The organism is Myroides sp. C6-3 (assembly GCF_050522425.1).
GTDB lineage: Bacteria > Bacteroidota > Bacteroidia > Flavobacteriales > Flavobacteriaceae > Flavobacterium.
This window is the reverse complement of record NZ_JBMVQP010000021.1, coordinates 47,799-67,896: the sequence shown is the minus strand read 5'-3', so window position 1 is coordinate 67,896 and position 20,098 is coordinate 47,799. Positions and strand designations below refer to the sequence as shown.

20 protein-coding genes are annotated in these 20,098 nt (G+C 36.5%); 11 read left to right on the top strand and 9 right to left on the bottom strand.

All coding sequences use genetic code 11. The features are described 5' to 3' along the window. Positions 1-485: 485 nt before the first annotated feature. Both ACPDG9_RS10195 and ACPDG9_RS10190 read right to left on the bottom strand, forming a co-directional pair. Complete coding sequence (locus tag ACPDG9_RS10195; protein ID WP_430527655.1) at positions 486-1,106, bottom strand: cysteine hydrolase; 621 nt, start codon at positions 1,104-1,106, stop codon at positions 486-488. A 38-nt stretch (positions 1,107-1,144) separates the two neighbouring features. Then, positions 1,145-1,576 carry a nuclear transport factor 2 family protein gene (locus ACPDG9_RS10190; RefSeq protein WP_430527654.1) on the bottom strand — a complete coding sequence of 144 codons (432 nt, stop codon included), beginning with the start codon at positions 1,574-1,576 and terminating at the stop codon, positions 1,145-1,147. Positions 1,577-1,735: 159 nt separating this feature from the next. Between ACPDG9_RS10190 and ACPDG9_RS10185 the strand changes: the two genes are divergently transcribed. From ACPDG9_RS10185 to ACPDG9_RS10175, 3 genes are all read left to right on the top strand, one after another. Next, the gene (locus ACPDG9_RS10185; RefSeq protein ID WP_430527653.1) at positions 1,736-2,056 is read left to right on the top strand and encodes a MerR family transcriptional regulator; all 321 of its coding nucleotides are present in this window, start codon (positions 1,736-1,738) and stop codon (positions 2,054-2,056) included. Between the two features lie 73 nt (positions 2,057-2,129). After that, positions 2,130-2,546 (top strand): hypothetical protein, encoded by a 417-nt coding sequence (locus tag ACPDG9_RS10180; protein ID WP_430527652.1) that lies wholly within the window; start codon positions 2,130-2,132, stop codon positions 2,544-2,546. 191 nt (positions 2,547-2,737) lie between these two features. Next, a complete protein-coding gene (locus ACPDG9_RS10175) occupies positions 2,738-3,961 on the top strand; it encodes a DEAD/DEAH box helicase (protein ID WP_430527651.1) in 1,224 nt (407 codons plus the stop codon). A gap of 154 nt (positions 3,962-4,115) precedes the next feature. On the opposite strand, the gene ACPDG9_RS10170 is transcribed toward ACPDG9_RS10175, so the two are convergent. After that, positions 4,116-4,691: a hypothetical protein gene (locus ACPDG9_RS10170; protein ID WP_430527650.1), complete on the bottom strand. Its 576-nt coding sequence runs from the start codon at positions 4,689-4,691 to the stop codon at positions 4,116-4,118. A gap of 156 nt (positions 4,692-4,847) precedes the next feature. After that, positions 4,848-5,822, bottom strand: a complete 975-nt coding sequence (locus ACPDG9_RS10165; protein WP_430527649.1) for an alpha/beta fold hydrolase — start codon at positions 5,820-5,822, stop codon at positions 4,848-4,850. A 310-nt stretch (positions 5,823-6,132) separates the two neighbouring features. On the opposite strand from ACPDG9_RS10165, the gene ACPDG9_RS10160 reads away from it, so the two are divergent. From ACPDG9_RS10160 to ACPDG9_RS10145, 4 genes are all read left to right on the top strand, one after another. Beyond that, a complete protein-coding gene (locus ACPDG9_RS10160) occupies positions 6,133-6,996 on the top strand; it encodes a helix-turn-helix domain-containing protein (RefSeq protein ID WP_430527648.1) in 864 nt (287 codons plus the stop codon). A 209-nt stretch (positions 6,997-7,205) separates the two neighbouring features. Next, the gene (locus ACPDG9_RS10155; RefSeq protein WP_430527647.1) at positions 7,206-8,702 is read left to right on the top strand and encodes an acyl-CoA dehydrogenase family protein; all 1,497 of its coding nucleotides are present in this window, start codon (positions 7,206-7,208) and stop codon (positions 8,700-8,702) included. 228 nt (positions 8,703-8,930) lie between these two features. Continuing rightward, positions 8,931-9,467, top strand: a complete 537-nt coding sequence (locus tag ACPDG9_RS10150; protein ID WP_430527646.1) for a hypothetical protein — start codon at positions 8,931-8,933, stop codon at positions 9,465-9,467. Positions 9,468-9,735: 268 nt separating this feature from the next. Next, positions 9,736-9,912 carry a hypothetical protein gene (locus tag ACPDG9_RS10145; RefSeq protein ID WP_430527645.1) on the top strand — a complete coding sequence of 59 codons (177 nt, stop codon included), beginning with the start codon at positions 9,736-9,738 and terminating at the stop codon, positions 9,910-9,912. Positions 9,913-10,422: 510 nt separating this feature from the next. Here the strand turns inward: ACPDG9_RS10145 and ACPDG9_RS10140 are convergent. From ACPDG9_RS10140 to ACPDG9_RS10130, 3 genes are all read right to left on the bottom strand, one after another. After that, entirely contained in the window at positions 10,423-11,631 is a 1,209-nt protein-coding gene (locus ACPDG9_RS10140) for a TCR/Tet family MFS transporter (protein WP_430527644.1), read from the bottom strand. Positions 11,632-11,801: 170 nt separating this feature from the next. Then, a complete protein-coding gene (locus ACPDG9_RS10135) occupies positions 11,802-11,954 on the bottom strand; it encodes a JAB domain-containing protein (RefSeq protein ID WP_430527643.1) in 153 nt (50 codons plus the stop codon). Between the two features lie 73 nt (positions 11,955-12,027). Next, positions 12,028-12,651: an SMI1/KNR4 family protein gene (locus tag ACPDG9_RS10130; RefSeq protein ID WP_430527642.1), complete on the bottom strand. Its 624-nt coding sequence runs from the start codon at positions 12,649-12,651 to the stop codon at positions 12,028-12,030. A gap of 605 nt (positions 12,652-13,256) precedes the next feature. On the opposite strand from ACPDG9_RS10130, the gene ACPDG9_RS10125 reads away from it, so the two are divergent. Next, positions 13,257-14,123 carry a DUF6892 domain-containing protein gene (locus tag ACPDG9_RS10125; RefSeq protein WP_430527641.1) on the top strand — a complete coding sequence of 289 codons (867 nt, stop codon included), beginning with the start codon at positions 13,257-13,259 and terminating at the stop codon, positions 14,121-14,123. A gap of 768 nt (positions 14,124-14,891) precedes the next feature. Here ACPDG9_RS10125 and ACPDG9_RS10120 read toward each other — a convergent pair. After that, on the bottom strand, positions 14,892-16,307 hold the full coding sequence (locus tag ACPDG9_RS10120; RefSeq protein WP_430527640.1) for a DUF1254 domain-containing protein: 1,416 nt from the start codon (positions 16,305-16,307) through the stop codon (positions 14,892-14,894). A 447-nt stretch (positions 16,308-16,754) separates the two neighbouring features. Here ACPDG9_RS10120 and ACPDG9_RS10115 point away from each other — a divergent pair, with 447 nt between their 5' ends. Then, a complete protein-coding gene (locus ACPDG9_RS10115) occupies positions 16,755-18,107 on the top strand; it encodes a LuxR C-terminal-related transcriptional regulator (RefSeq protein WP_430527639.1) in 1,353 nt (450 codons plus the stop codon). A gap of 96 nt (positions 18,108-18,203) precedes the next feature. Here ACPDG9_RS10115 and ACPDG9_RS10110 read toward each other — a convergent pair whose 3' ends face one another. After that, complete coding sequence (locus ACPDG9_RS10110; protein ID WP_430527638.1) at positions 18,204-18,326, bottom strand: hypothetical protein; 123 nt, start codon at positions 18,324-18,326, stop codon at positions 18,204-18,206. A gap of 233 nt (positions 18,327-18,559) precedes the next feature. Between ACPDG9_RS10110 and ACPDG9_RS10105 the strand changes: the two genes are divergently transcribed. Both ACPDG9_RS10105 and ACPDG9_RS10100 read left to right on the top strand, forming a co-directional pair. Next, positions 18,560-19,033, top strand: coding sequence for an Imm30 family immunity protein (locus ACPDG9_RS10105; protein ID WP_430527637.1), 474 nt, complete (start codon positions 18,560-18,562; stop codon positions 19,031-19,033). 164 nt (positions 19,034-19,197) lie between these two features. Further along, a complete protein-coding gene (locus ACPDG9_RS10100) occupies positions 19,198-20,088 on the top strand; it encodes an Imm51 family immunity protein (protein ID WP_430527636.1) in 891 nt (296 codons plus the stop codon). Positions 20,089-20,098 lie beyond the last annotated feature (10 nt).

The following is a 20,098-nucleotide window of genomic DNA, read 5'->3' as shown; positions in this document are numbered from 1 at the left end:
CACCCGTCACTCACGTTCGTCATGTCACCTCGACGTAGGAGAGGTCGCATCCGTCAATCACGTTCGTCATGTCACCTAGTCGTAGGAGCGGTCGCATCCGTCAATCACGCTCGTCAATCACGTTCGTCAATCACGTTCGTCATGTCACCTCGACGTAGGAGCGGTCGCATCCGTCAATCACGCTTGTCACTCACGTTCGTCATGTCACCTCGACGTAGGAGAGGTCGCATCCCCTAAACCCCGATCGCGCGGATTTAACTTGGTTCAATTCGGCTACTGCCTCGAGTGCAATCCGTGCGCTAAATTTTTTAAACTCAAAGCTTTAGTCAAATTGAAAGAAGTTAGATCTAATCGTGCGGACTTAAAGCTCGTGTGTATAAATAAAGTCACGGATTGCAAATCCGAGACATCGGGGTTTATATAAAAAGTAAGAGGGTGACCTTTGGGGACACCCTCTTACTAACTTTGAGGTGATAGGTGGGAAATTAAAAGCTTAAACGCTTAAATTCAGCGCTACTTAGTTGTTGACCAAAATGATGAACAATTTCATTTAAAAAGTACTGTTGTTGTGTTTGATTAAAAGCAGCGGTTGCATCGGAGAGAACAAAAGTGTTATATCCTTTTTCGTGTGCATCCCGAAAAGTACTTTCGATGCAAACATGTGTGGCATATCCCACAAGGTAGAGGTTGTCGATTTTATTGTTTCTCAAATAGGCATCTAAATTAGAACCTGTAAATCCACTTGCTCCCGTGCGACCTGTTACTATAAACTCGTGTTCTAAAGGTTTTACTGTTTCAAAAAAGGCTGTGCCAAATTCACCTTCTTGAAAGGTTCCTGCATTTGGAATAGCGTGGCGAAGTCCTGCCTCAGCTTTACCCATCTCCGGGTATCCTTTGTTGAAGCGCAAGCCAACGTGAATCACCTCTATTTTATTTTCTCGGGCATACTGAAGTACCTGTTCTATGTTGGCTATAGCGTTTTGCATCATTTGCGGATCTCGAATCAATGCTTTGTTCAACTTCCCTTCGGGATGCATCCATTCGTTTTGTGTTTCAATTAAAAGTAAAGCAGACTTTGAAGCTGTCTGGGCTAGAACTGTAGACATAAACAATAAATTTAAGAGTAATAAAAATGCTTTTCTCATTATAAATCAAGGTGTAAAGGGTTAATACTATATTCTTTCGAGATTTTCGATACGGCCATCCAAGAATCGTCGAACTTGATGTAGGATAAATAGTCCGTGATAAGTAGATTCTTGTCTCTGAAAAATTCTGCTTTAACAACAGCTGTACGATCCGTTAGATCCAATACTTCTATAGTATAGTCTAGATTTCGAATACCCGAGCTCCTCTTTTCTGGTGAATTTTTATACGCTTCAACTATTTCGATCCATTGCGCTAAAGGGAGTTTAAAGACTTCATTCTCTTTGGGAATCAGAATATTAAACGCTGGATGAAACCCTTGTTCCATTTGTTTCACATTTAATTGGTTTAAAGCCCCTTGTGCAAAGGTTTGTTCTACTAGCTTAATGAGTTCCTTTTTTTCGTGTTGTAAAGGAGGGGTTTGTGCTGACATACACGCTGTTTTTAGTGTTGTTACTAGGAATACTAGTATAATAAATGTTCGTATCATACATTAGATGTTTGTAATTGACGTTAATTGTAAATAATCTACAATTGCAAATGAAGGACTTATATTTTATATTTGCAACATTAATTGTAAATAAATTACAAAATGAAAGAAAGTAAGGATCCTACTGATTTGTCTTTTGACTTTGATTTTCTTGATAAGTTGGTGGTTGGAATAGGGGAAGTGGCCCAAATTACGGGGATTCCTACACGTCAGATTCGCTATTGGGAAGAAAAAGGTATCATTATAAGTTTAACGGAAGAAGAAGGAAAAAACAGGAGATATAATTACGAGAATATAAAAAAAATGCTCTTGATTAAGGAGTTAATGGAAGAAGGATACACCTTAGATGCTTCGGCAGACAAAGTAAAAAAACGGATGGAGATGATTGAAGATACGCTAAACAAGCTGAAAAATCACAAGTAAGATAATAGAAGAAATGGGATCGATGGGTGATCGTACCAAGTATTTAGGAATTAAAAAACGCAATTTTAAAAAGATGAATAACAAACAATCTCTTACCTATGCTTCTTATTCTACTATAGTTATTTGGCTGCTAATCGTTGTGCTCATGTATTTTATACTTGAAGTATCACTGCCACAGAGGTTATCGAATCTCATGTATTTGATAGCGTTTCTCAGTACTTTTGTTTCTGGTTTTTATCTTTTCAATAGAGTGAAAGAACCTTGGTTATTAGGGATTATCCATTATACCTTTGCACATATTTTAGTGCTATTTCTGTTTTTCATCTGGATATTTGTTGACAACATTGTCGCACTTGGTATTTCTAGCGTAAATTTAGCTAAATCCTTTATTGAAGTAATTAACGCCTTGTTTTTTAGCTTTTTAGGTATTCAATATATTCTACCTTGTTTTATTTTGAGTGGCTATCTGTCTAAAAAATGGATCAAGTAATACTATAGTTGCATAGCTAGTTGCAGTAAAATAAATATTGGGAGTAAAATAAAAGGTTTCATTGGCTAAAGTTAGCAGGAGAACCCCGTTATTTGTAGGACGAAAAAAAGGTGAAATAAATAAATTACTCCAAGTTATTTCAACCTGATACAAAGGAGTATTGGAAATACAGGGCTTTCGGCCCATTAACTATGACGTTTAAACAATTAAATATTATCCAACCCATCCTACAAGCCATTGAGGAAATTGGATATGATCAACCTACAGCAATACAGGCACAGAGTATTCCTTTTATTTTACAAGGACATGATATTATCGGGTGTGCACAAACGGGAACGGGAAAAACTGCTTCTTTTTCCATTCCTATCTTACAGCTACTGCAACAGCAATCAACCCCTAAAAGAGGAGTTCGTTCGCTTATATTAACCCCTACTAGAGAGCTCGCTATTCAGATAGATGAGAATTTTAAAGCCTATGGGGCGCAGTTAAAAATAAAACACTTGGCCATTTTTGGAGGGGTTTCTCAACACAAACAAGTAGGACAACTTAAACGCGGTGTGGATGTTGTGATTGCAACTCCAGGACGTTTGTTGGATTTGTTGAACCAACAGTTGATTTCCCTTCAACATATAGAGATTGTAGTGTTAGATGAGGCGGACCGTATGTTGGATATGGGATTTGTCAAAGATGTGAATAAAATATTCACCAAGATTCCCACTAAAAGACAAACGCTTTTTTTCTCGGCAACCATGCCTCCAGAAATTAAAAAACTAGCGATGCAACTCGTCAAGAATCCAAAAGAGGTACATGTTTCCCCTGTTTCTTCTACCGCGGGCACGATTGAACAAGGTGTTTATTTTGCGGAGAAAGACGACAAGTTAGATTTGCTTTACACGCTATTGAAGGATACGTCAATCCAGCGTTCCTTGGTGTTTACCCGAACGAAATACGGGGCAGATCGATTGGCGAAAAAGTTGGTAAGCAGGGGGATTTCGGCTGCCGCTATCCATGGCAATAAATCACAAAACGCTAGACAACGTGCACTTAGCGATTTTAAAGCGAATAAAATACGCGTTTTGATTGCCACAGATATTGCTGCTCGAGGTATTGATATAGAGGAATTACCTCATGTAGTAAACTACGAATTGCCGAATATACCCGAAAGTTATGTACACCGAATTGGACGTACTGGACGAGCGGGGGCTTCAGGTGTCGCAGTTTCTTTTTGTGCAACAGATGAGATTAAAGAGTTAAAAAAGATAGAAAAAGTCATTGGCATTAAAATTCCAGTCCTGTCCGATGCTCTTCCGTTATCCACACCTCAAGACGAGGTAAAGGTAAAGCAGCCTAAGAAGCGAAATAAACGAAACAATAGACCTAGAAAACGCCCTGGACAAAACGAGAAGCAAGTCTAAGAAACAGCATGGGCTAGCCATGCTTGGGCTTATGGTAACGGTTTGTTAATCAAGGTAATTAAAAGGGAAAAAATCATTAGAAGTCAACGGCAAATTGACTTCTAATGACTCGTACAAGTAAATAAACGCTCCTATAAGCTTTTCTTTTTATGCGTTAGCTTCGCTTATTCTTATTGATTTCATCTTGAAGTTGACGTCTAATTTTTTGTTCACGCTCCAAAGCTGCTCTTTTGTATTCTTCGAGTTCAGTTTCGGCCTCTACTTGCTTTTTACGTGCTTCTTTTGTCGTGGTGAAGCTTTTTTTGTATTGGGTAAACAAAAGACCTAAAATCAAGAGTAAAACCAGAATAATAGACCAAACAATGACCTTAAACGTACTTTTATGTGTACTGATTCCAATAAAATCAAGATTGTTTTCTTGCTCTACGGCCTGTGTTAAATCCTTTTGTACTCCTTGTAATTGATTGGATAGGGAGTCAATAGTCGTTTTCTGTTCAACAAGTACGCGGTTATTTTGACCAATCGTCGTTTGTAAACGCGAAATAGAATCTTTTACATTTTGTTGGATATGTAGTAATTTATTTTTCTCTACTACCTTGTAATTCTGCCAGTTATTGGACTGACTAAGGAGGGTGTTAAACTGATTTTCGATTGTGTTTGTCTCGCTTTGTGCGTAGCTTGACAAGCTATAGGTTAGTAAGGCGGCAGATAAAATAATTGCTTTTTTCATTCATTTAATTTTTGAGTTTTTTCTATTTGCCTATATCAAGAGTGAATTATTTCGTTGTACGAACGTAAAGATATCTAGAAAAATAGGGGTAGACAAGTATTTAGGGGATAGAAAAAACGCAATAAGTAAGTTTAAGGGATGATACACGATTTTAGCCTACTGTTTTGAGGCGTGTTCTTTGAGGTGATTCAACAGGATCGCTGCTGTTTGTTGCGGATGAGAAATCAGACCTCCATGTCCTGCGCCTTGGATGGTAAACAGGGCTAGGGGCTTTACCTTTAGTTGAAGTTCTTTGGCGACTGCGGGGTAGACCAAGATCGAATCAGACCCTGTAATAAGTGTAATGGAACTCTTAAATTGGTTGAGACTTTGCGGTTTTATATTGAGGCGTTCCGGGTCACGGGCTTGATCAAGCCAAGTGCGGTAACTTGCCGTCATTGTATTTCGGGCTCTTTCATCAAAAATAGAGTACCAACTACCAGTGCCGAAGGCTACTTTTTCTATAAAATTAAAAGTACCCTTTTCTACTTCTCCTTGTTCTAGTAGGGCTTTGCTTTTTTGCATTTCCTCTTGTATGTTAGTTAGGATGTCTTTGTATTCGGGTTTTCCCTTTAGCAATCCAAAAATGGGAGGTTCATAAAGCACAATGCTTTCTACTTGATCCGCGTGATTTGTCGCTAGTTCGATTGTGATGTTCGCACCATAGGAATGCCCAATGAAGTGTGCCTTTTTAAATCCCAACTGCTCTAGGAGGGTTAAAGCATCTTGTACATCCATGGATAGTGTACCTTGCTTGGTGTCTGGCGTAGAGGCACTGTGTCCTCGTCTATCATATAAAAGGATGGGATTGGGTACTGCTTTACTCAATTCTTCTGCTACAGGAAGCCAAGAGTTATGGTCATCCCAGGATCCGTGAATAAAAACAAGAGGAATACCTTGTCCTTTCTTATAGCGGACCGCCAAATCTACCTCATCAGTTCGAATGAGATGAAGAGGAGTGTTGTCTATGGTAAAATAGGCATGCTCTTTAGTTCCTTCCACTTGCGCATGAAGCACGACAGGCGATAGCAGAACAAAAAAGAAATATAGGAATCGTTGAATATGAATTCGTTGGAGGTGGTTTATAAACATAGTATTTTAATTAGATTAAGTATAAATAACGAAGATAAGAAAAAAAGAAGAAGAGAAGTCTTCTTTATTTGCTATTACTGTTGCGCGCTTAAGTGAATAGAGCAGAGGTATAGGGAGTACCTCATGCATACGTGAGAAACTCATAGGTTAGCAGATTGTTTTATAAAATAGATTACCCAACCAATGCGGGGATTTGCGTGGAATGATCAAGGGGCAACTTTGCTGTTGAGGAAGAAAATAAGAGTAAAAACGTTTATTTTCTATTGCCAATTCAATTCTATTGTTGAACTTTGACCAAATACTATTAGGCATGATAGACAATCAAATTAATGCAGATGAGTTTGTATCCAAGTTCATGGACATGGGGAGGAATCATTTAGTCTATATTCGTACGCCAATTAAAATTTTTTCCCTCAAGGATATAGCGCCTTACCTCAAAATTCCAATTCCGCCTATTTTCTTTGGGTACAATTTACTGATTCACCTGACGAAAGGGTATTTTACGCAGCGAATTGATTCTACTGTGTTTACGGTAGAAGCTCCTGCGGTATTGCTGTGCAATTATGGTTATATTTCAGCCATTGAGTCTGTGGATAAATCAGCAGAAGGCTATTGTGTACTCATAAAAGAACAGGCGATGACCTCTATGTTCCGGGAAACGCAGATTTTGAATATTTTTACCATTTCTCCTTTGCTCAATCTCAATGCGCAAAACAGCGCGGCACTAAGTAGTTTACTCGATTTGCTGTACAGTGAAATTCACAGTGATCAACCCTATAAAGAGTTGTATGAAAGCTTGTTTAAAACCATTGCCTTAAAGGTGATTAAGCTGTCGGATTCAACGACAGCTATCGAACGCAAGCAAGAGATAGCCATGGCGTTTAAACAACTCGTTCACTTGCATTTTAGCAAGCACAAGACCGTCGATTTTTATGCCGATCAACTCAAAGTGTCGATCAATTACTTGAATCGCTGTGTTTCTGCTGTGTTTCAAAAATCATCCAAGCAACTAATCTTGGAAATCGCCATTATTCACAGCCAACTTTTACTGCTAGAAACCAATAAGAGTATTGCAACTATAGCTTATGAGCTCGATTTTGTCGATCCGTCTTATTTTGCTCGCCTTTTTAAAAAACACGTGGGTATTACACCCTCAGCCTACAGGAAGATATAGTTTCAGTAGCCTCTTACTGATGCACGATTTGTCCTAGTTTTAAACTGAACTATCATATTTGTTTCGCTATCAGCTTCTTAAATTTGTTCCGTATGGTGTTTGATCGTTTTTGTCCTTATGACTGGTTCAATCGTTATTCGATTTTCAGCACATAGGAGGAGAAACAGTTAGATGGCTGTATATTTTTTAATTGAAAAAAGGAGATAGTTATGGATGCAGTAGTAGAACACATTGATTTTAGTACCTATATCGCAGAATTCAAGAAGCGATTGAAGTATTTGTTTCGCGAAAAATACAATTATAATGATATGGGGTTAACCCGTGATTTTCCAGCTGAATTAATGGAGGAAATCATGGAGGAAAAACCTTTAGCAGTGGCTATTCCGACTCGCTATGGTGGGCGAGGAGTACAAGTCAAAGAATGCTTGCAAATACTGGCTGCTGCATCGTATGAGTCGTTGCCGTTGTCGTTGATGTTTGGGATTAATATTGCGCTTTTTTTGGAGCCTTTAGCGAAGTACGGTCAACCGGCAGTACAGCAACGCGTGTTTCATCAGTTTATGGAAAACAAGGCAATGGGAGGTTTGATGATTACGGAAAAAGCCCATGGTAGTGATGCTTTGAATATGAAAACGGCCTTTGAGCGAAAGGAGGATGTGTTTCACATTAAAGGACAAAAGCACTGGCAAGGATTGAGTGGTGCGGCTGACTTTTGGTTAGTAACCGCAAGAGAGAGTAAACCCAATGGTGAATTAGCTCGCGATATTGACTTTTTTGTTTCTGAAAACAATAGAGTGGAACAACATATTCCCATGACTCACCGCTACAATAACCTAGGGTTGTATGCCATTCCCTATGGTATTAATGAAATTGATATTGCCGTTCCTTCAGAGCAAAAATTAGTAACGGAAAGCACGGGAATTAAATTAATGCTCGATACACTACACCGTAGTAGATTGCAATTTCCAGGAATGGGGTTGGGTTTTATTCAACGGCTGTTGGATGAATCATTGGCGCATTGCCAAGAAAGACAAGTAGGAGGAGTTCCGCTATTGAGTATTGATTCAGTGAAAAATCAAATCGCCAAGATTCAAGCGGCTTATACGCTGTGTTCGGGTATGTGTATTTTCAGCGTAGCGACTAGTGGTATTGAGCATGACTTGGCTTCGATGAGTATTGAAGCTAATGTACTCAAAGCAGTTGTGACGGATTTAATGCAAGAATCGGCTCAAATTAGCTTGCAATTAGCAGGTGCAAATGGATATCGTTTGGATCATATTGCGGGGCGTTCTTTAGTTGATTGTAGACCTTTCCAAATTTTTGAGGGATCTAATGAGATGCTGTATACGCAAATTGCAGAAGGAATTGTAAAGCAGATGAGAAAAGCGAAGCAAACGAATCTATATCACTTTTTACAAGGGTATGAACGCACGAATGTAAGTGTGGATTTATTTCGTACATACTTCGATTTTACGGTGGATAGTAAAGTAAAACAACGCAATATGTTGCTTATCGGTAAGATGCTTTCTCGCGTTATTGGCTTCCAATTTGTGTTGGGAATGGACGATTTTAATCCTCAATTGGTCGAGATTACCCGTCAACAGGTAGAAGCGGATTTAGCTGCTTTTCACGGACAGTTTAAAACTCAAAATGATGTAGATCCAATCTTGGATTATCAAGTCAATTCAGATTGGACGCGTTTTTAGACTAAGGTGTTTCCGTTGTTGAATAATAACAAAGAGTCAAGTAGTTTGCTGCTTGACTTTTTTTGTGGCTCTATTGTTCTGCAAGTGTTTGGTATTTAACGTCCAAGAATAAAATCGTCTTTTAACGCGTAAAATAACTTCCATTTTTACCTTTATATATGTTGCATTTTTATAGAAATTAGCGGTATTTTATTTGTATCTTTAAAAAATACCATTAAACGAAAAAACATGAAAATTGGAGCAGATGCTTTAGGAGTAAGCAAAAAAGACGCAATCAAAATTGTAAGCTTAGTTATTGTAACGTATATTCTTTTTGGGGTACTACTGGATTGGGTATTTAATCATAGTTTAGCTGCGTGGTATTACTATTTGGTGAAAGGCGTGCTTTTTGGTGTATTTTTCTCCTTGGTGTTTTACTTCTTTATTAAGAAGATGACCAAGGGAATTTTACTTCAATTAGATTTACCCTTAGAAGAAGGGGAAGTCTTAGAAGCTTATGGCGTTGCCAACTTGTTTTTAAAAGGACAGGCCATTGGTGGAAAACTTGGGATAACCCAAGACTACTTGCTCTTTCATTCTCATAAGTTTAATTTTACAAAAAAAACGGTACGCATTGCCTTTGCCGATGTGAAAACCATACAACCTTGTAAAACAATGGGTTTGATTGACAATGGTTTAAAGGTGAAGTTAGCAGACCAAGAATGTCGTTTTGTGGTTAACGATCGAGCAAAATGGATGGAATTGTTGGAGGTGAAACTAAAATGAAATTAATATTTAGATTGAATTAGGAAGAAAAGGACCTTAAAGGGTTTGTTGATAAAACTTCATTGTGAGTCTTTACTTACATGAGGAGCAATAGATGCTGCGTTTAACCATAAATAATCATGACTAAAAACAAAAAGTAGTTATCTGAATATGAAAATTTATTTTTGTTTTTATCCGTGTTGGTACTAATTCTTTCAAGCGTATATGTAACAAATAAAGTTTTGTTCGACTAAGGAAAATAAAGATAACGCCAAAAAAGAGTAGAAAGTTGAGTGTATACAGAAAATTAAGGGAGAGTAAAATTGCAGAAGTAATTATTATTGGTATTCGCTTTTTAGTTGGATTTGCTTTTATCCCTTCCGGATTAACCAAGTTGTTGAATCGCCGTTTTACCCCTATAAATATGGATGATCCGGTAAGCTATTTTTTTGAAGGATTATATTAAGCCACTTTATATTGGAATTTTCTTGGGTTTTGCCAAGTCTTTACTGCATTTTTACTGTTTACTCAAAGATTTGCTACTTTAGGGGCTGTATTTTTTTGTGGAATTATGTTTAATATTTTCATTATTACAGTAAGTATGAATTTTAAGCTTACCTGGGTGATCACTTTGCTGATGTTATGCGCTGGAATTCTATTATTAGTTTGGGATTGGCATAAAATTAAAACACTTGTTGGCCTATATCCTAGCAAGTATGAAATAGAGAATTATAAATCTCCTTCTTTACCTTGGCAGCTAATCCGTTTGGTGTTATTTATTATTTTCACAATGCTTATGCGTTCATTTACAGTATAGTAGATGATGGTAGAGGGAGGATATACAAAAATGACTAGTGGCTGTAGTTTGTACTTGGTCAAGGAATAAGTACGGCTACTTGGAGTTTGAAAAGTATGTTTATCGATGTTTTACACATCCCGCTTACAAATTTAGAAAGAAGGATGTGTCATTATAAAGTTATTTTTTACAGTAATGTAGGATTAAATAAAAACTAACACTAATCAATAGTGCTGATAGTATGAAGGCAATACCTGGTAAGTATAGGGGAGCATTGTCTTGTGTGAACAAATAAAAACAATAGGTGAAAATAGGAGGGCCTATTATCGTTGTTAATCCGTTTAAGCTTCCTAATATTCCTTGTAGTTCTCCTTGATATTGTTGATCTAGTGATTTAGACAACATAGATTGAAATCCTGTCTGATGAATACTTCCTACTAAATACAGTGTAATTCCGATCCACAGTTGTTGTTCTGTTGTACAAAATCCCAATACGAGTAAGCCTGTAAAACTTAAAATTAATCCCATGTAAATCAGCTTCTGATCAGCTAGTTTTTTTGAAAGGTACTGTAGTAAATAGGCTTGTACTACAAAACCGATAATACCTATTATGGTTAGCGAAAATCCAACCTGTTGTTTGCTCCAATCAAATTGCATTATGGTAAAAAATGACCAAGTACTCTCCATACTGTGTGAAGCCGTTGATAATAAAAAGAAGGCGACAAATAAGATTGTAAGTCCTTTAAATTGTTTGCTCCTTTTCAAGGTTTGTAAAGGAGATAGGCTAGCAAAGCTAAGTTGCTTATTAATGCGGAAGGTATTTGTTTCGGGAAAGTAAAAGTATCCATAAGTAACGTTGAACAAGCCTACTATTCCTGCAAAGTAAAAAGGGTAAGTTAGGTGGTACGCTCCCAATAAACCTCCTACTAAGGGGCCTATAATAAAGCCAATATTAAAGGCAGCGTTTAAATAACCAAAGTATTTGGTTCTGTTGGCACTAGTTGTGATATCCGTAATTGCAGCTGAAGCTACAGCGAATGTAGCACCTGTAATACCGGCTATTAACCGGCTACTAAATAAGATCCAATATTCAGTAGCTATAGCCATTATCAAGCAATCTATCGAAAATCCGAGTAAAGAGAGCAGTAAGACATTTCTACGACCGTAATAGTCACTCAGAATACCCAGTATAGGGGCAAATATAAATTGCATCAAAGCATAGGCAAGGGTGAGTATTCCACCATACTTAGCAGCTGTACTTAAATCGGCATTTAGTACTTTTTCTAATAATTCGGGTAATACAGGAAAGATAATACCAAATCCGGCACTATCTAATATGATTGTGATTGTAATGAATAGTACAATACTATTTACGTTGTTTGATTTCATGATTAGGTATAATAAAATAACGGCACCCTAAAGTTGAGGTACGAGGTAAATCTACTAAGCCTCCTTTTAAAAGAGAGCTATACTTCTCTATGTTATTTTATTATTGCTGCATAATCGTGCAAAGATAAGAGGTAAAATAGTTAGAATCAACTAGAAAACAAAAAAAAGCGTCATAAGACGCCTTCATCTGCAAAAGAGCAATAACGCTGAGAGGTTAGTATTAAATGATCTAAAAGAGCAATAGCAACTACTACTTGAGTCGCTTCTTTTCTCTTTGCTGTGATTTGTCTAACCGTTGGCCTGGGGTCAGTCCAATGATCCATTTAAAAAGTGAAAGACGATCTGAAAAAGAAGGACTTTGAAGAACTTTTTTAGATCTTGTGGTACGCTTTTATTTTAGCGCTTCCATTTTTCACTGTGGTACCAATTGACTAGGTCAATAGAAGCATGGGTTTCCAAATAGTGGTTGTCATCTTCTAAGGCATCTTCATCTAAGAAATAGAGCCCTTGCTGTAAATCTCGATCAAAATCAGCAATCAAAGAAGCGGTGGAGGAAGCAACGAGAATCCCTCTTTCGTATTCATCATCTACAAAGATGATTTGACCATATTGACCTTCTTTCGCAGGAGAGAGATCCAAGTATAAGTGTGTATGTGAACCATCAAAGGCAAATTCAACCCAATGGGGGTTATAGCAATGACTTGGATCAATTCCCAAGTCTGCGTGCTCCAAAGGAATAATCTGCGTGGTGTAGTTTTCTTTCTTATCCAAATAGGAAGCGATCACTTGATCGATAGGATAGAAATCCATCCCATAAAATAGACTCCCACAGTTTTCGTCCTCGTTAAGTCCATTATGCCAAAAGTAGAGGTCTTTAAAGTCTTGAGGTAGTGTTTTGCCAACAGTCCTTTCCAACTGCTCTACTTCCTCTAATGTTGCTGGATGCTGTAGGGAAAAGTCGTGTATTTTTGCTGCATTTAGCTGTAACCATTGGTCAATATTTTCCATATTTTTCTTCATAGTGATTTAATTTAGTACGTTGCGTGTTAGGAGTTCATTCAGCGTTAGTTGTAAATTTTCGTTATAGGTTCTAACTCCATCTAAGGCAAAAACTTTAACTATCTCTCGTTTTATAGCGAGGTTGGCTACATATACCCTTGTTCGCTCGCGCTGATTTCTTTGTGTATCGTGTCACCCTCAAAGTAATACTAGTTGTTAAACAACGAAACACATTCCCAATGAGATTCAACTGATTCAAGTCCTAACTAGGTAGATTGATCATTTGAAAGTTCAAATTCTGGAGTATTCAATTTTTTTCGTATTTTTCGTAAAAATAAAGATAAAAAGGAAAGTAGTTCTATTTAAATGTAAAATAGTGACTTTAGATTTAGGGAAAATTAGGTGTAGTTTCTTAAAGTGTGTAAGTTTGTTAGGTAAAAAGAGGTTAAAAGAAGCCCCTTTCTTTTGGGAAGTTTACAACGTTTTAGAGAAGCGAAAGGTAAGCCACCGTGTAGTATATCCTGCTGAAGTTTTAGAAAGAGTTAGATAATATAGGTGACTTTTTGAACATATAAGTGTTAGCTTTCCATGTGAAAATAGTCATTTTACTAGAGAAAATAAAAAATATGAAAATAGAATTAAATGAACAAGGGATTTGGTTGGATGGACACGCGCTGACTTTTCCAACATCTGTACATTATTTAAAAACTATTTTAGGAGAACCCACTCGAGAATATTGGGAAGATAATCAATGGCGTATCGCTTGGGACGATTTAGGTATTTATACAAATTATGGTGTCATAGACCATGTTATTGATCTTTATTTTTTACAGCATCCTCAAGAAGAAGTAAAGTATCGATCGCATGGACTGTACGAAGGCGATATCTACTTCAATGGTGTATCTGTTAAAGGAACTGAAGGTTTTGATGGGAAAATAGGACCTTGGGAGTTAAGAGCTTTACGTTATCTAGGGGAAGGTGAAACCCCTATCTATAGCTATCAATTTGGGCAAAATTATAACTATGTTACACCAAAGAAAAAGAAGAATAAATACGCGATTAAAAATAAAGTAAAAGAGAGTCTTGTCTTTTCAAATTTCAATTTTAAACTAGCCGTTATAGAGGAATTAATGTATGTACAAGAGGTGTTAAAACCCAAAGTAGAGGTCTATGAATTCGCTGATTTATATGAGAAGAGGAGTATAGATGTGGAGGAAGAAGGGTACGAACCAATTCCAGAACTTGTTGCTTATTTTAAAGCGTTACCCCTTGATAAAAAATGGGCGAATTTAGTTACTGAACTCTACCAAGACGGTGGAAATGAGATTTATATGACCATTTGTCCTTTTTGGGATGGTGAAGATGATAGGTTTTCGATTGAGTCATTTTCAGATGTAGATCAATTTCCCAACTTAAAGAAAATGACGTTGTTTTCAGCGGAAGAGTCTATATTGAAAGCTTTAAAAGCAAAGGGAATTGATGTTGTAACCTAATGATGTGTACCTCATAGTGTCAGAAAAAAGGCAAAAATGGATGAGATTGAGGAAATCGAATAGGATTACGAGACTACCTTAACAGCTGGCTTGACCCCCAATTAGTTGAAAAACAAGGGATAAATACTGTCGTCTTCTCAAATAAAGACAATCGAATCTAAGACGTACTTTTTATCGAGCGCAACAATTCTAATACCATCAATTTTAATACGAATGCGTGTATAGTCTTATTCAATCTTCTAAATAATAGCCAAGAGATAGATTATCAGGAGTCTAGCCTTGAGTAAAGCACGAAAAGGAGAGGATGAAATTTAGGATACAAATGTTCCATCTTCTTTTGATTGTATAGAATTTGTAACTAACAAAAGAAGAATTCCCAAAGGAAAACCAATAGGCTATGTTTAGTTAAATGAGAAAGTTGTTTTTTTAAAATCATCAACAAAAAAGGATCTAAAAGAACAAAAAGGCTTGCAAAATTAATCAATTGGCAGGCTTTTATATTCTAATGCTTTATTGAGACATGTAATTGTAGAGAAAGCGCGTTGGTTTCTTTGATTCCCGATGGGCGAATTTAATTCGATTTGGTTAAAGCCTCGAGTATAATTTGTGTCCCTATCTACGCTATAGACACAACTCAAGGTTATGGTTTAAATCTGCATAACCTTTCAACTATTTTCATAAAAGAGCAAAAGGAAACTGTCTTAAAAACAAGACAGTTTCCAACTTTATTAAATATTTAAAGCTTGTATTGACGACAAGAGATACAAGTTAAGGAACTCGAGTAAAAGACGGTATTTTCCACGACCCATCGAGCATTTCTTTTTTAGGATAGTAAACACGTAGAGTTAGGCTAAAATTTTCATTTGGTGCTGGTAGCCAGTTTTTCTCCTTATCGGGTCCTGGATTTTCATTTTGAATGTAAATTTCTAAGGAACCATCAGGATTAAAAATAAGATCACTTCGGTCTCCAAGGGTAAATCGGTCTTCATCATTAGGGAAAAAGAAGCCACTACTATTATATAAGGTTAAAGACCAAAAAGCATGAGCTGGAGGTAATTTGTCTTTTTCAAATCGAATCACGTATTTATTAGTTCCAATCAAGGCTTTGTTTTCCGAATCTAAGAATCCCGTTGGATAAATTGCGTCTTCTGGTAGGTTAGCACCCAACCCAAAGCGGGTAACGTAAGCTCTATGAAAGTAATCCGTTCCATAATCACCCGTATTTTCCAAGATTGCCCAACCATTTCTAATTGGTAGCTCATTCTGTCTGGAGTCTAATTTTAGAGTTATAGCAGTAGGAATATTTTTTATCACCTCTTGTTCTGATGAAGTGAAGTTTTCAAGCTTAAATGTTAAATCTTCTCCAATTCCAATTTTATTGATACGTTTAATAAATGAAGCATCTTGGGCAAGAGGTGGATTTTCTTTTAAGATGCGGTTCATATAGTTAAAGAACTCTTCAATTGGCATATTTTCTACAATTGTATTTGGATCTTCTTTAGACAAGTTTGTCTCTAAAGGAGGTAATTGATATCCTTCAGGAGGTGTTAAAGTATATTGTTTAATTAGAGGATAGACAAAGTCACGACCATCTTCTTCGCTTTTTACTTCTGTACGACCAATAATCCATACCGTATTTGTCGGTGATTTAATCTGCGTCATACCACCAGGGATAGTCCCTGTCCAAGATGGTCCTGTGATTAGGAAATCTCCCCCTTTATTCCCTATGGTTCGCGTACCAGGTGAGGCAATAACATTGGTATAAGCATCCAACATAGGGAGTAGATGATACCGATCATTGTTGGTTGGTAAACTTAATTTGACAGGTCCTTGAGATAGATCTAACCAAGCATTAGAATAAAAAGTATCCGCATTAGGACGGACTACTGATGTGAAGTCAGATCCAGGGAATATTGGAAGATGAGAGAATTGATTTAAAGGAGCTTCCATTTGTCCCACAATTGGCGCAAGTGTATTGGTTGCTTGGCGTTTGGTTATATCCATAGTTACCAAAGGGATTCCATAAATATAGGCCTCTTCCGCCAATAGTATAGGAGAATCAATATCGATATCTGGTGAAGACGCAGTTCCGTCATCATGACTACATGATCCTAAGCTGTTTATTAAAAATAAAGCGAGTAAAAGGCTAAAGCACTTTCTGCTAAAAAAGGGGGTTGCATTCATAGTTTTTTCAATTTAAAGTTAGTGCCTTATACAGAAAAAAGCCCTGCATAAGTTGTGATGTAAAACTATAAGATGACACCCATTTATAGGCTAACCATTTTAGCTAGTTTTGTCCAATACGCTTATTTTTTTCATCTAAAGGATTAAGTAAGACAAGAAAAACGACCAATTATCCTATACTTTTTGGCTAGTTTATTGCCATTTTTCCTGCTTATCACTTAAAAATGGCATTTTGCGATTGTTTTGAAGTTAAGTTTTTTAGTATGTTTGAAGTAGCAAGAAATAAGGCAAATTGTATCCATGGTATTTTATTGTATGATCATCGCAATTTTTACATTATTAGTAGACAAGAAAAAAAAGTATACTAGGCTGTTTGTTCTATTATTTTCTTTGTTTACAGTCGGGATTTTTGCTCAAGAGATAAAGCCTCCATTGGAATATAAAAAATTGACTTTCAAAGAGGAATTGGCGTATGCTAAAGATGTGGCTGGAAATACCTGGATTAAAGGAATTATACCAGATTCTTTGTTGCATAAACCAATCCTTTTTCAAAATCGATCCATTCATCTCACAGACTACGATTTTTATCAATATCGAGAGGGGAGATGGTTGAAGCTTGAACCTAATAAAGATGCATATGGACAACAAATTAAAAGTCGTTATCCGATTTATTACTTTGTACCTTTAGAGAACGAGTACTACCTTAATATTAAAAAAAACAATCCAAATGAACTTAATTTATTTCTATCAGAGTTTGGTCAGTTTGGTCAGTATGCATCGCTTACCGTGCTTTATTTGAGTATGTATTACGGGTTAACTTGGATGTCGATTATCTTTAATTTTATCTTTTATTTGATTTTTAGGGATGCGCGTTTTATTACCTATGCTGCACTTCAACTCTCTATTTTTTTGACCTTTTTGTATGAAGATGGTATATTCTATTATTTTTCTAATCAAACTTATATATGGCCCTATTTCCCGTTGATTAATATTTCGATTACATGTTTACTTGCCTCTTTATTTACCTATTATTTTTTGGATTTAAAAAAACAGATGCCTTCATTTTTTAAAGCTTTTGGAATTACAGCAGTTCTATTAACCTTATTGCTCTTTTTATGTGTGATTTCGAAGCATACGGTGTATTCTACTAGTATTCAAATTATTTGGTTTGCATTGCCTGTCTTGTGTTTATATCAAGCCATTAAACTGTTTAGCACTAACGTTTATGCTCGTTTTTTACTTTTTAATTTTGGTTTACTTGTTATAGTTGGTGCTGGATATAGTCTTGCTCGATTGTATGGTTGGGGACTTTCTTCTGTTTTTTCCATTCATACTTTGCGATTTATTAGTGCTATTGAGATTATGGCGATTAGTTTTGTGCTTATTTTTAAAATTAGAACGTTAAGAGAAGAGAATGAATCGTATAAGGCAGAGCTTAGACATTATTTGTCACTTTTGAGTTTAAACAAGGAACTCGAATACGAGAAAGCAAAAGTATCTAATTCATTTACCAGTAGTAAAGAAGATTTTTCACAGGATAAAGACGAGCAGTTGATAACAGAAATCCGAATTCAATATCAATTAACGGAACGAGAAGTTGAGGTTTTGAAATTGATTTGGAGAGGGGATTCAAATCAAGAGATGGCTGATAAATTGTTTTTATCTGTACATACAATTAAATACCACGTTTCTAATTTATATACAAAGTTAGATGTGAATAGTCGCAACCAAGTGCGCTTACTAAAAGCGTATGAGTCTTATGATCAGACAAATAAGAATAAAGGCACATCGGTTCTTTAAAGGAGTTATACCTTGTATTCTGGTGTAAAAAGAGAATAAAGTTTAAAAATGGAGGGTAGAGCGCTGTTTGATGTTGCGAACTATTTGCGGACTTTGTTAGTAGGGTTCTTGATCTTGAAGAATAAGGCATGAAATAAGAGTAGTAAATTTTTCTACTGCCTTGGAATGGATGGGTTGCCCCGTATTGGGATTGCCTAAATAATTGTCTTTTAGCTGCATAAGTAAAGGTTTAAAACGCTGAGGTTAACCTTAAAGTAATCTTCCTGTATATTGAGGGTACCAAAATAGGGCAATTTAGTCCTAACGTTATTTTTTATGTTATTTTACGGTGTATTTTGCGTAAAACAAGTTACTGGATTTCCGAACGGAATTGTAAGAGGAAGTTGCGTATAAAAACTTAACTTTGAAATAAAAATAAACGCCAAGAGCCAAGCAATCAAAATACAAAAAGGATGAAAACGAGAGAAGACTTAGCCTTACAGCTATTTACAACTAGATTAATGACAAGTGATGCGGAAGTTGAACTATTTGAAGAAGCTTTACATTTCTTGTTTGTACAAGAAAAAATAGAGAATATTCCATTGTTTTTGAGTGTATTAGATGATCGAACAGAAAAGGAAGAAGTTATGTATGGAATACTACATGCCATCGAATCATATGCAAGTACTTTGGGTTTTCCGAAGTATGTTGAGACTCTCTTAGATGCTATGGACTCGTGGCAAGAACAGGCTGAAGAATGGCAAGAACTTCTTTTTCTTAGGATGATAAATAACGAGGCGTGTTTTGCTGATTTAGTGCGTATTGTCAGTCTCCAAAAGAAGGAGGAGCTAAAGAAACACTTACAGCTCATTTTTTTGAGAATCATGCAAAGGAATGAGATTAAATTTGGTCAACAATGTCGCTTGTTATTAAATGCATTAGATTAGTAAAAGGAATACTTTTCTCATAGAATCGATACAATAGATAGGGAAAAGAGTATTCCTATTAGCAATTTAATGGATAGAACTAAACTGCAGAAAGCAAAAAGAAGTAAGTATCATGAAACAAAGACTGTATTTTAACTATAAATCACGCCATAAATAAGAAGAAGATGAATGAGTTTTTTCCTTGTATTTTAGTGGAACACTCCACTAGTTTCTCCATTATTTGCACCAATTTTCATTATTTTGATGAAATAGACGGTGGCGGATATTCCGTTGAGCGATTGGCAAGAAAATTAGCCAAAGAGCATCAGTTGACTCGTGACATTACTTTTGATAGTGAAGCCGGTATGTTTAGTGCTTCAGCGTCCAATAAGGCTGTACTGCTACAATTGACCTCACTATTACGCGAAATAACTGGAGGGGAAGAACAACATAAGGCTTGCGATAGTTTAACGCTTAGTATAGATTTAAAGGAAGCAGAGGAACTTTTGTTGGCTGGTTTTGTGTTGAGCTTGGATGAGGATAAACAAGCGCAATTTAATCGACAAGTTCCCTATCCAGCAGTAACACCAGTTCAACACCAACATATACAGGCAATTCAAGGCGGAACAGCTGAAGAAAAAATAATTGCTGCAAAAAAAATAAATGCAGAAGCTCGAACAAAAACTAGAGATTGGAAGCATTATTTATCCCATCCGCAAACTATTGATTACTTCTTAACAGCCTTGGATCAAGAAACGAATCCAAAGGTCGAACAAGAACTTATTTGGGCTTTGGTGTTTATTTGTGATCGTCACTTACCCGACTTGCGTACACAAGCGTATTTTATGCGCGCATTGGCAAGTAAAAATGCAACGATGCGTTGGTTGGGAATCATGGGATTAGCAAACACCTCTTGTTTTTCTCTAGCGGTTATTAGCAGTTATTTAGATGATAAATCCAAAAAAGTCAGGGATGAGGCTCAGTTCACGTTGTTGCATCATCCCGATGGAAAGCGCACGTTCCCTTCTTGGATGTTTAGCGAAGAACGTGTAAAGCGAATCGAAGCGATGATGTAGCTCTTCATGC

Excerpts from the sequence above, each read along its gene's own strand:
- ACPDG9_RS10195 (WP_430527655.1), bottom strand. The coding sequence starts at position 1,106 with ATGTCTACAGTTCTAGCCCAGACAGCTTCAAAGTCTGCTTTACTTTTA.
- ACPDG9_RS10190 (WP_430527654.1), bottom strand. The coding sequence starts at position 1,576 with ATGTCAGCACAAACCCCTCCTTTACAACACGAAAAAAAGGAACTCATT.
- ACPDG9_RS10185 (WP_430527653.1), top strand. The coding sequence starts at position 1,736 with ATGAAAGAAAGTAAGGATCCTACTGATTTGTCTTTTGACTTTGATTTT.
- ACPDG9_RS10180 (WP_430527652.1), top strand. The coding sequence starts at position 2,130 with ATGAATAACAAACAATCTCTTACCTATGCTTCTTATTCTACTATAGTT.
- ACPDG9_RS10175 (WP_430527651.1), top strand. The coding sequence starts at position 2,738 with ATGACGTTTAAACAATTAAATATTATCCAACCCATCCTACAAGCCATT.
- ACPDG9_RS10170 (WP_430527650.1), bottom strand. The coding sequence starts at position 4,691 with ATGAAAAAAGCAATTATTTTATCTGCCGCCTTACTAACCTATAGCTTG.
- ACPDG9_RS10165 (WP_430527649.1), bottom strand. The coding sequence starts at position 5,822 with ATGTTTATAAACCACCTCCAACGAATTCATATTCAACGATTCCTATAT.
- ACPDG9_RS10160 (WP_430527648.1), top strand. The coding sequence starts at position 6,133 with ATGATAGACAATCAAATTAATGCAGATGAGTTTGTATCCAAGTTCATG.
- ACPDG9_RS10155 (WP_430527647.1), top strand. The coding sequence starts at position 7,206 with ATGGATGCAGTAGTAGAACACATTGATTTTAGTACCTATATCGCAGAA.
- ACPDG9_RS10150 (WP_430527646.1), top strand. The coding sequence starts at position 8,931 with ATGAAAATTGGAGCAGATGCTTTAGGAGTAAGCAAAAAAGACGCAATC.
- ACPDG9_RS10140 (WP_430527644.1), bottom strand. The coding sequence starts at position 11,631 with ATGAAATCAAACAACGTAAATAGTATTGTACTATTCATTACAATCACA.
- ACPDG9_RS10135 (WP_430527643.1), bottom strand. The coding sequence starts at position 11,954 with ATGGATCATTGGACTGACCCCAGGCCAACGGTTAGACAAATCACAGCA.
- ACPDG9_RS10130 (WP_430527642.1), bottom strand. The coding sequence starts at position 12,651 with ATGAAGAAAAATATGGAAAATATTGACCAATGGTTACAGCTAAATGCA.
- ACPDG9_RS10125 (WP_430527641.1), top strand. The coding sequence starts at position 13,257 with ATGAAAATAGAATTAAATGAACAAGGGATTTGGTTGGATGGACACGCG.
- ACPDG9_RS10120 (WP_430527640.1), bottom strand. The coding sequence starts at position 16,307 with ATGAATGCAACCCCCTTTTTTAGCAGAAAGTGCTTTAGCCTTTTACTC.
- ACPDG9_RS10110 (WP_430527638.1), bottom strand. The coding sequence starts at position 18,326 with ATGCAGCTAAAAGACAATTATTTAGGCAATCCCAATACGGGGCAACCC.
- ACPDG9_RS10105 (WP_430527637.1), top strand. The coding sequence starts at position 18,560 with ATGAAAACGAGAGAAGACTTAGCCTTACAGCTATTTACAACTAGATTA.
- ACPDG9_RS10100 (WP_430527636.1), top strand. The coding sequence starts at position 19,198 with ATGAATGAGTTTTTTCCTTGTATTTTAGTGGAACACTCCACTAGTTTC.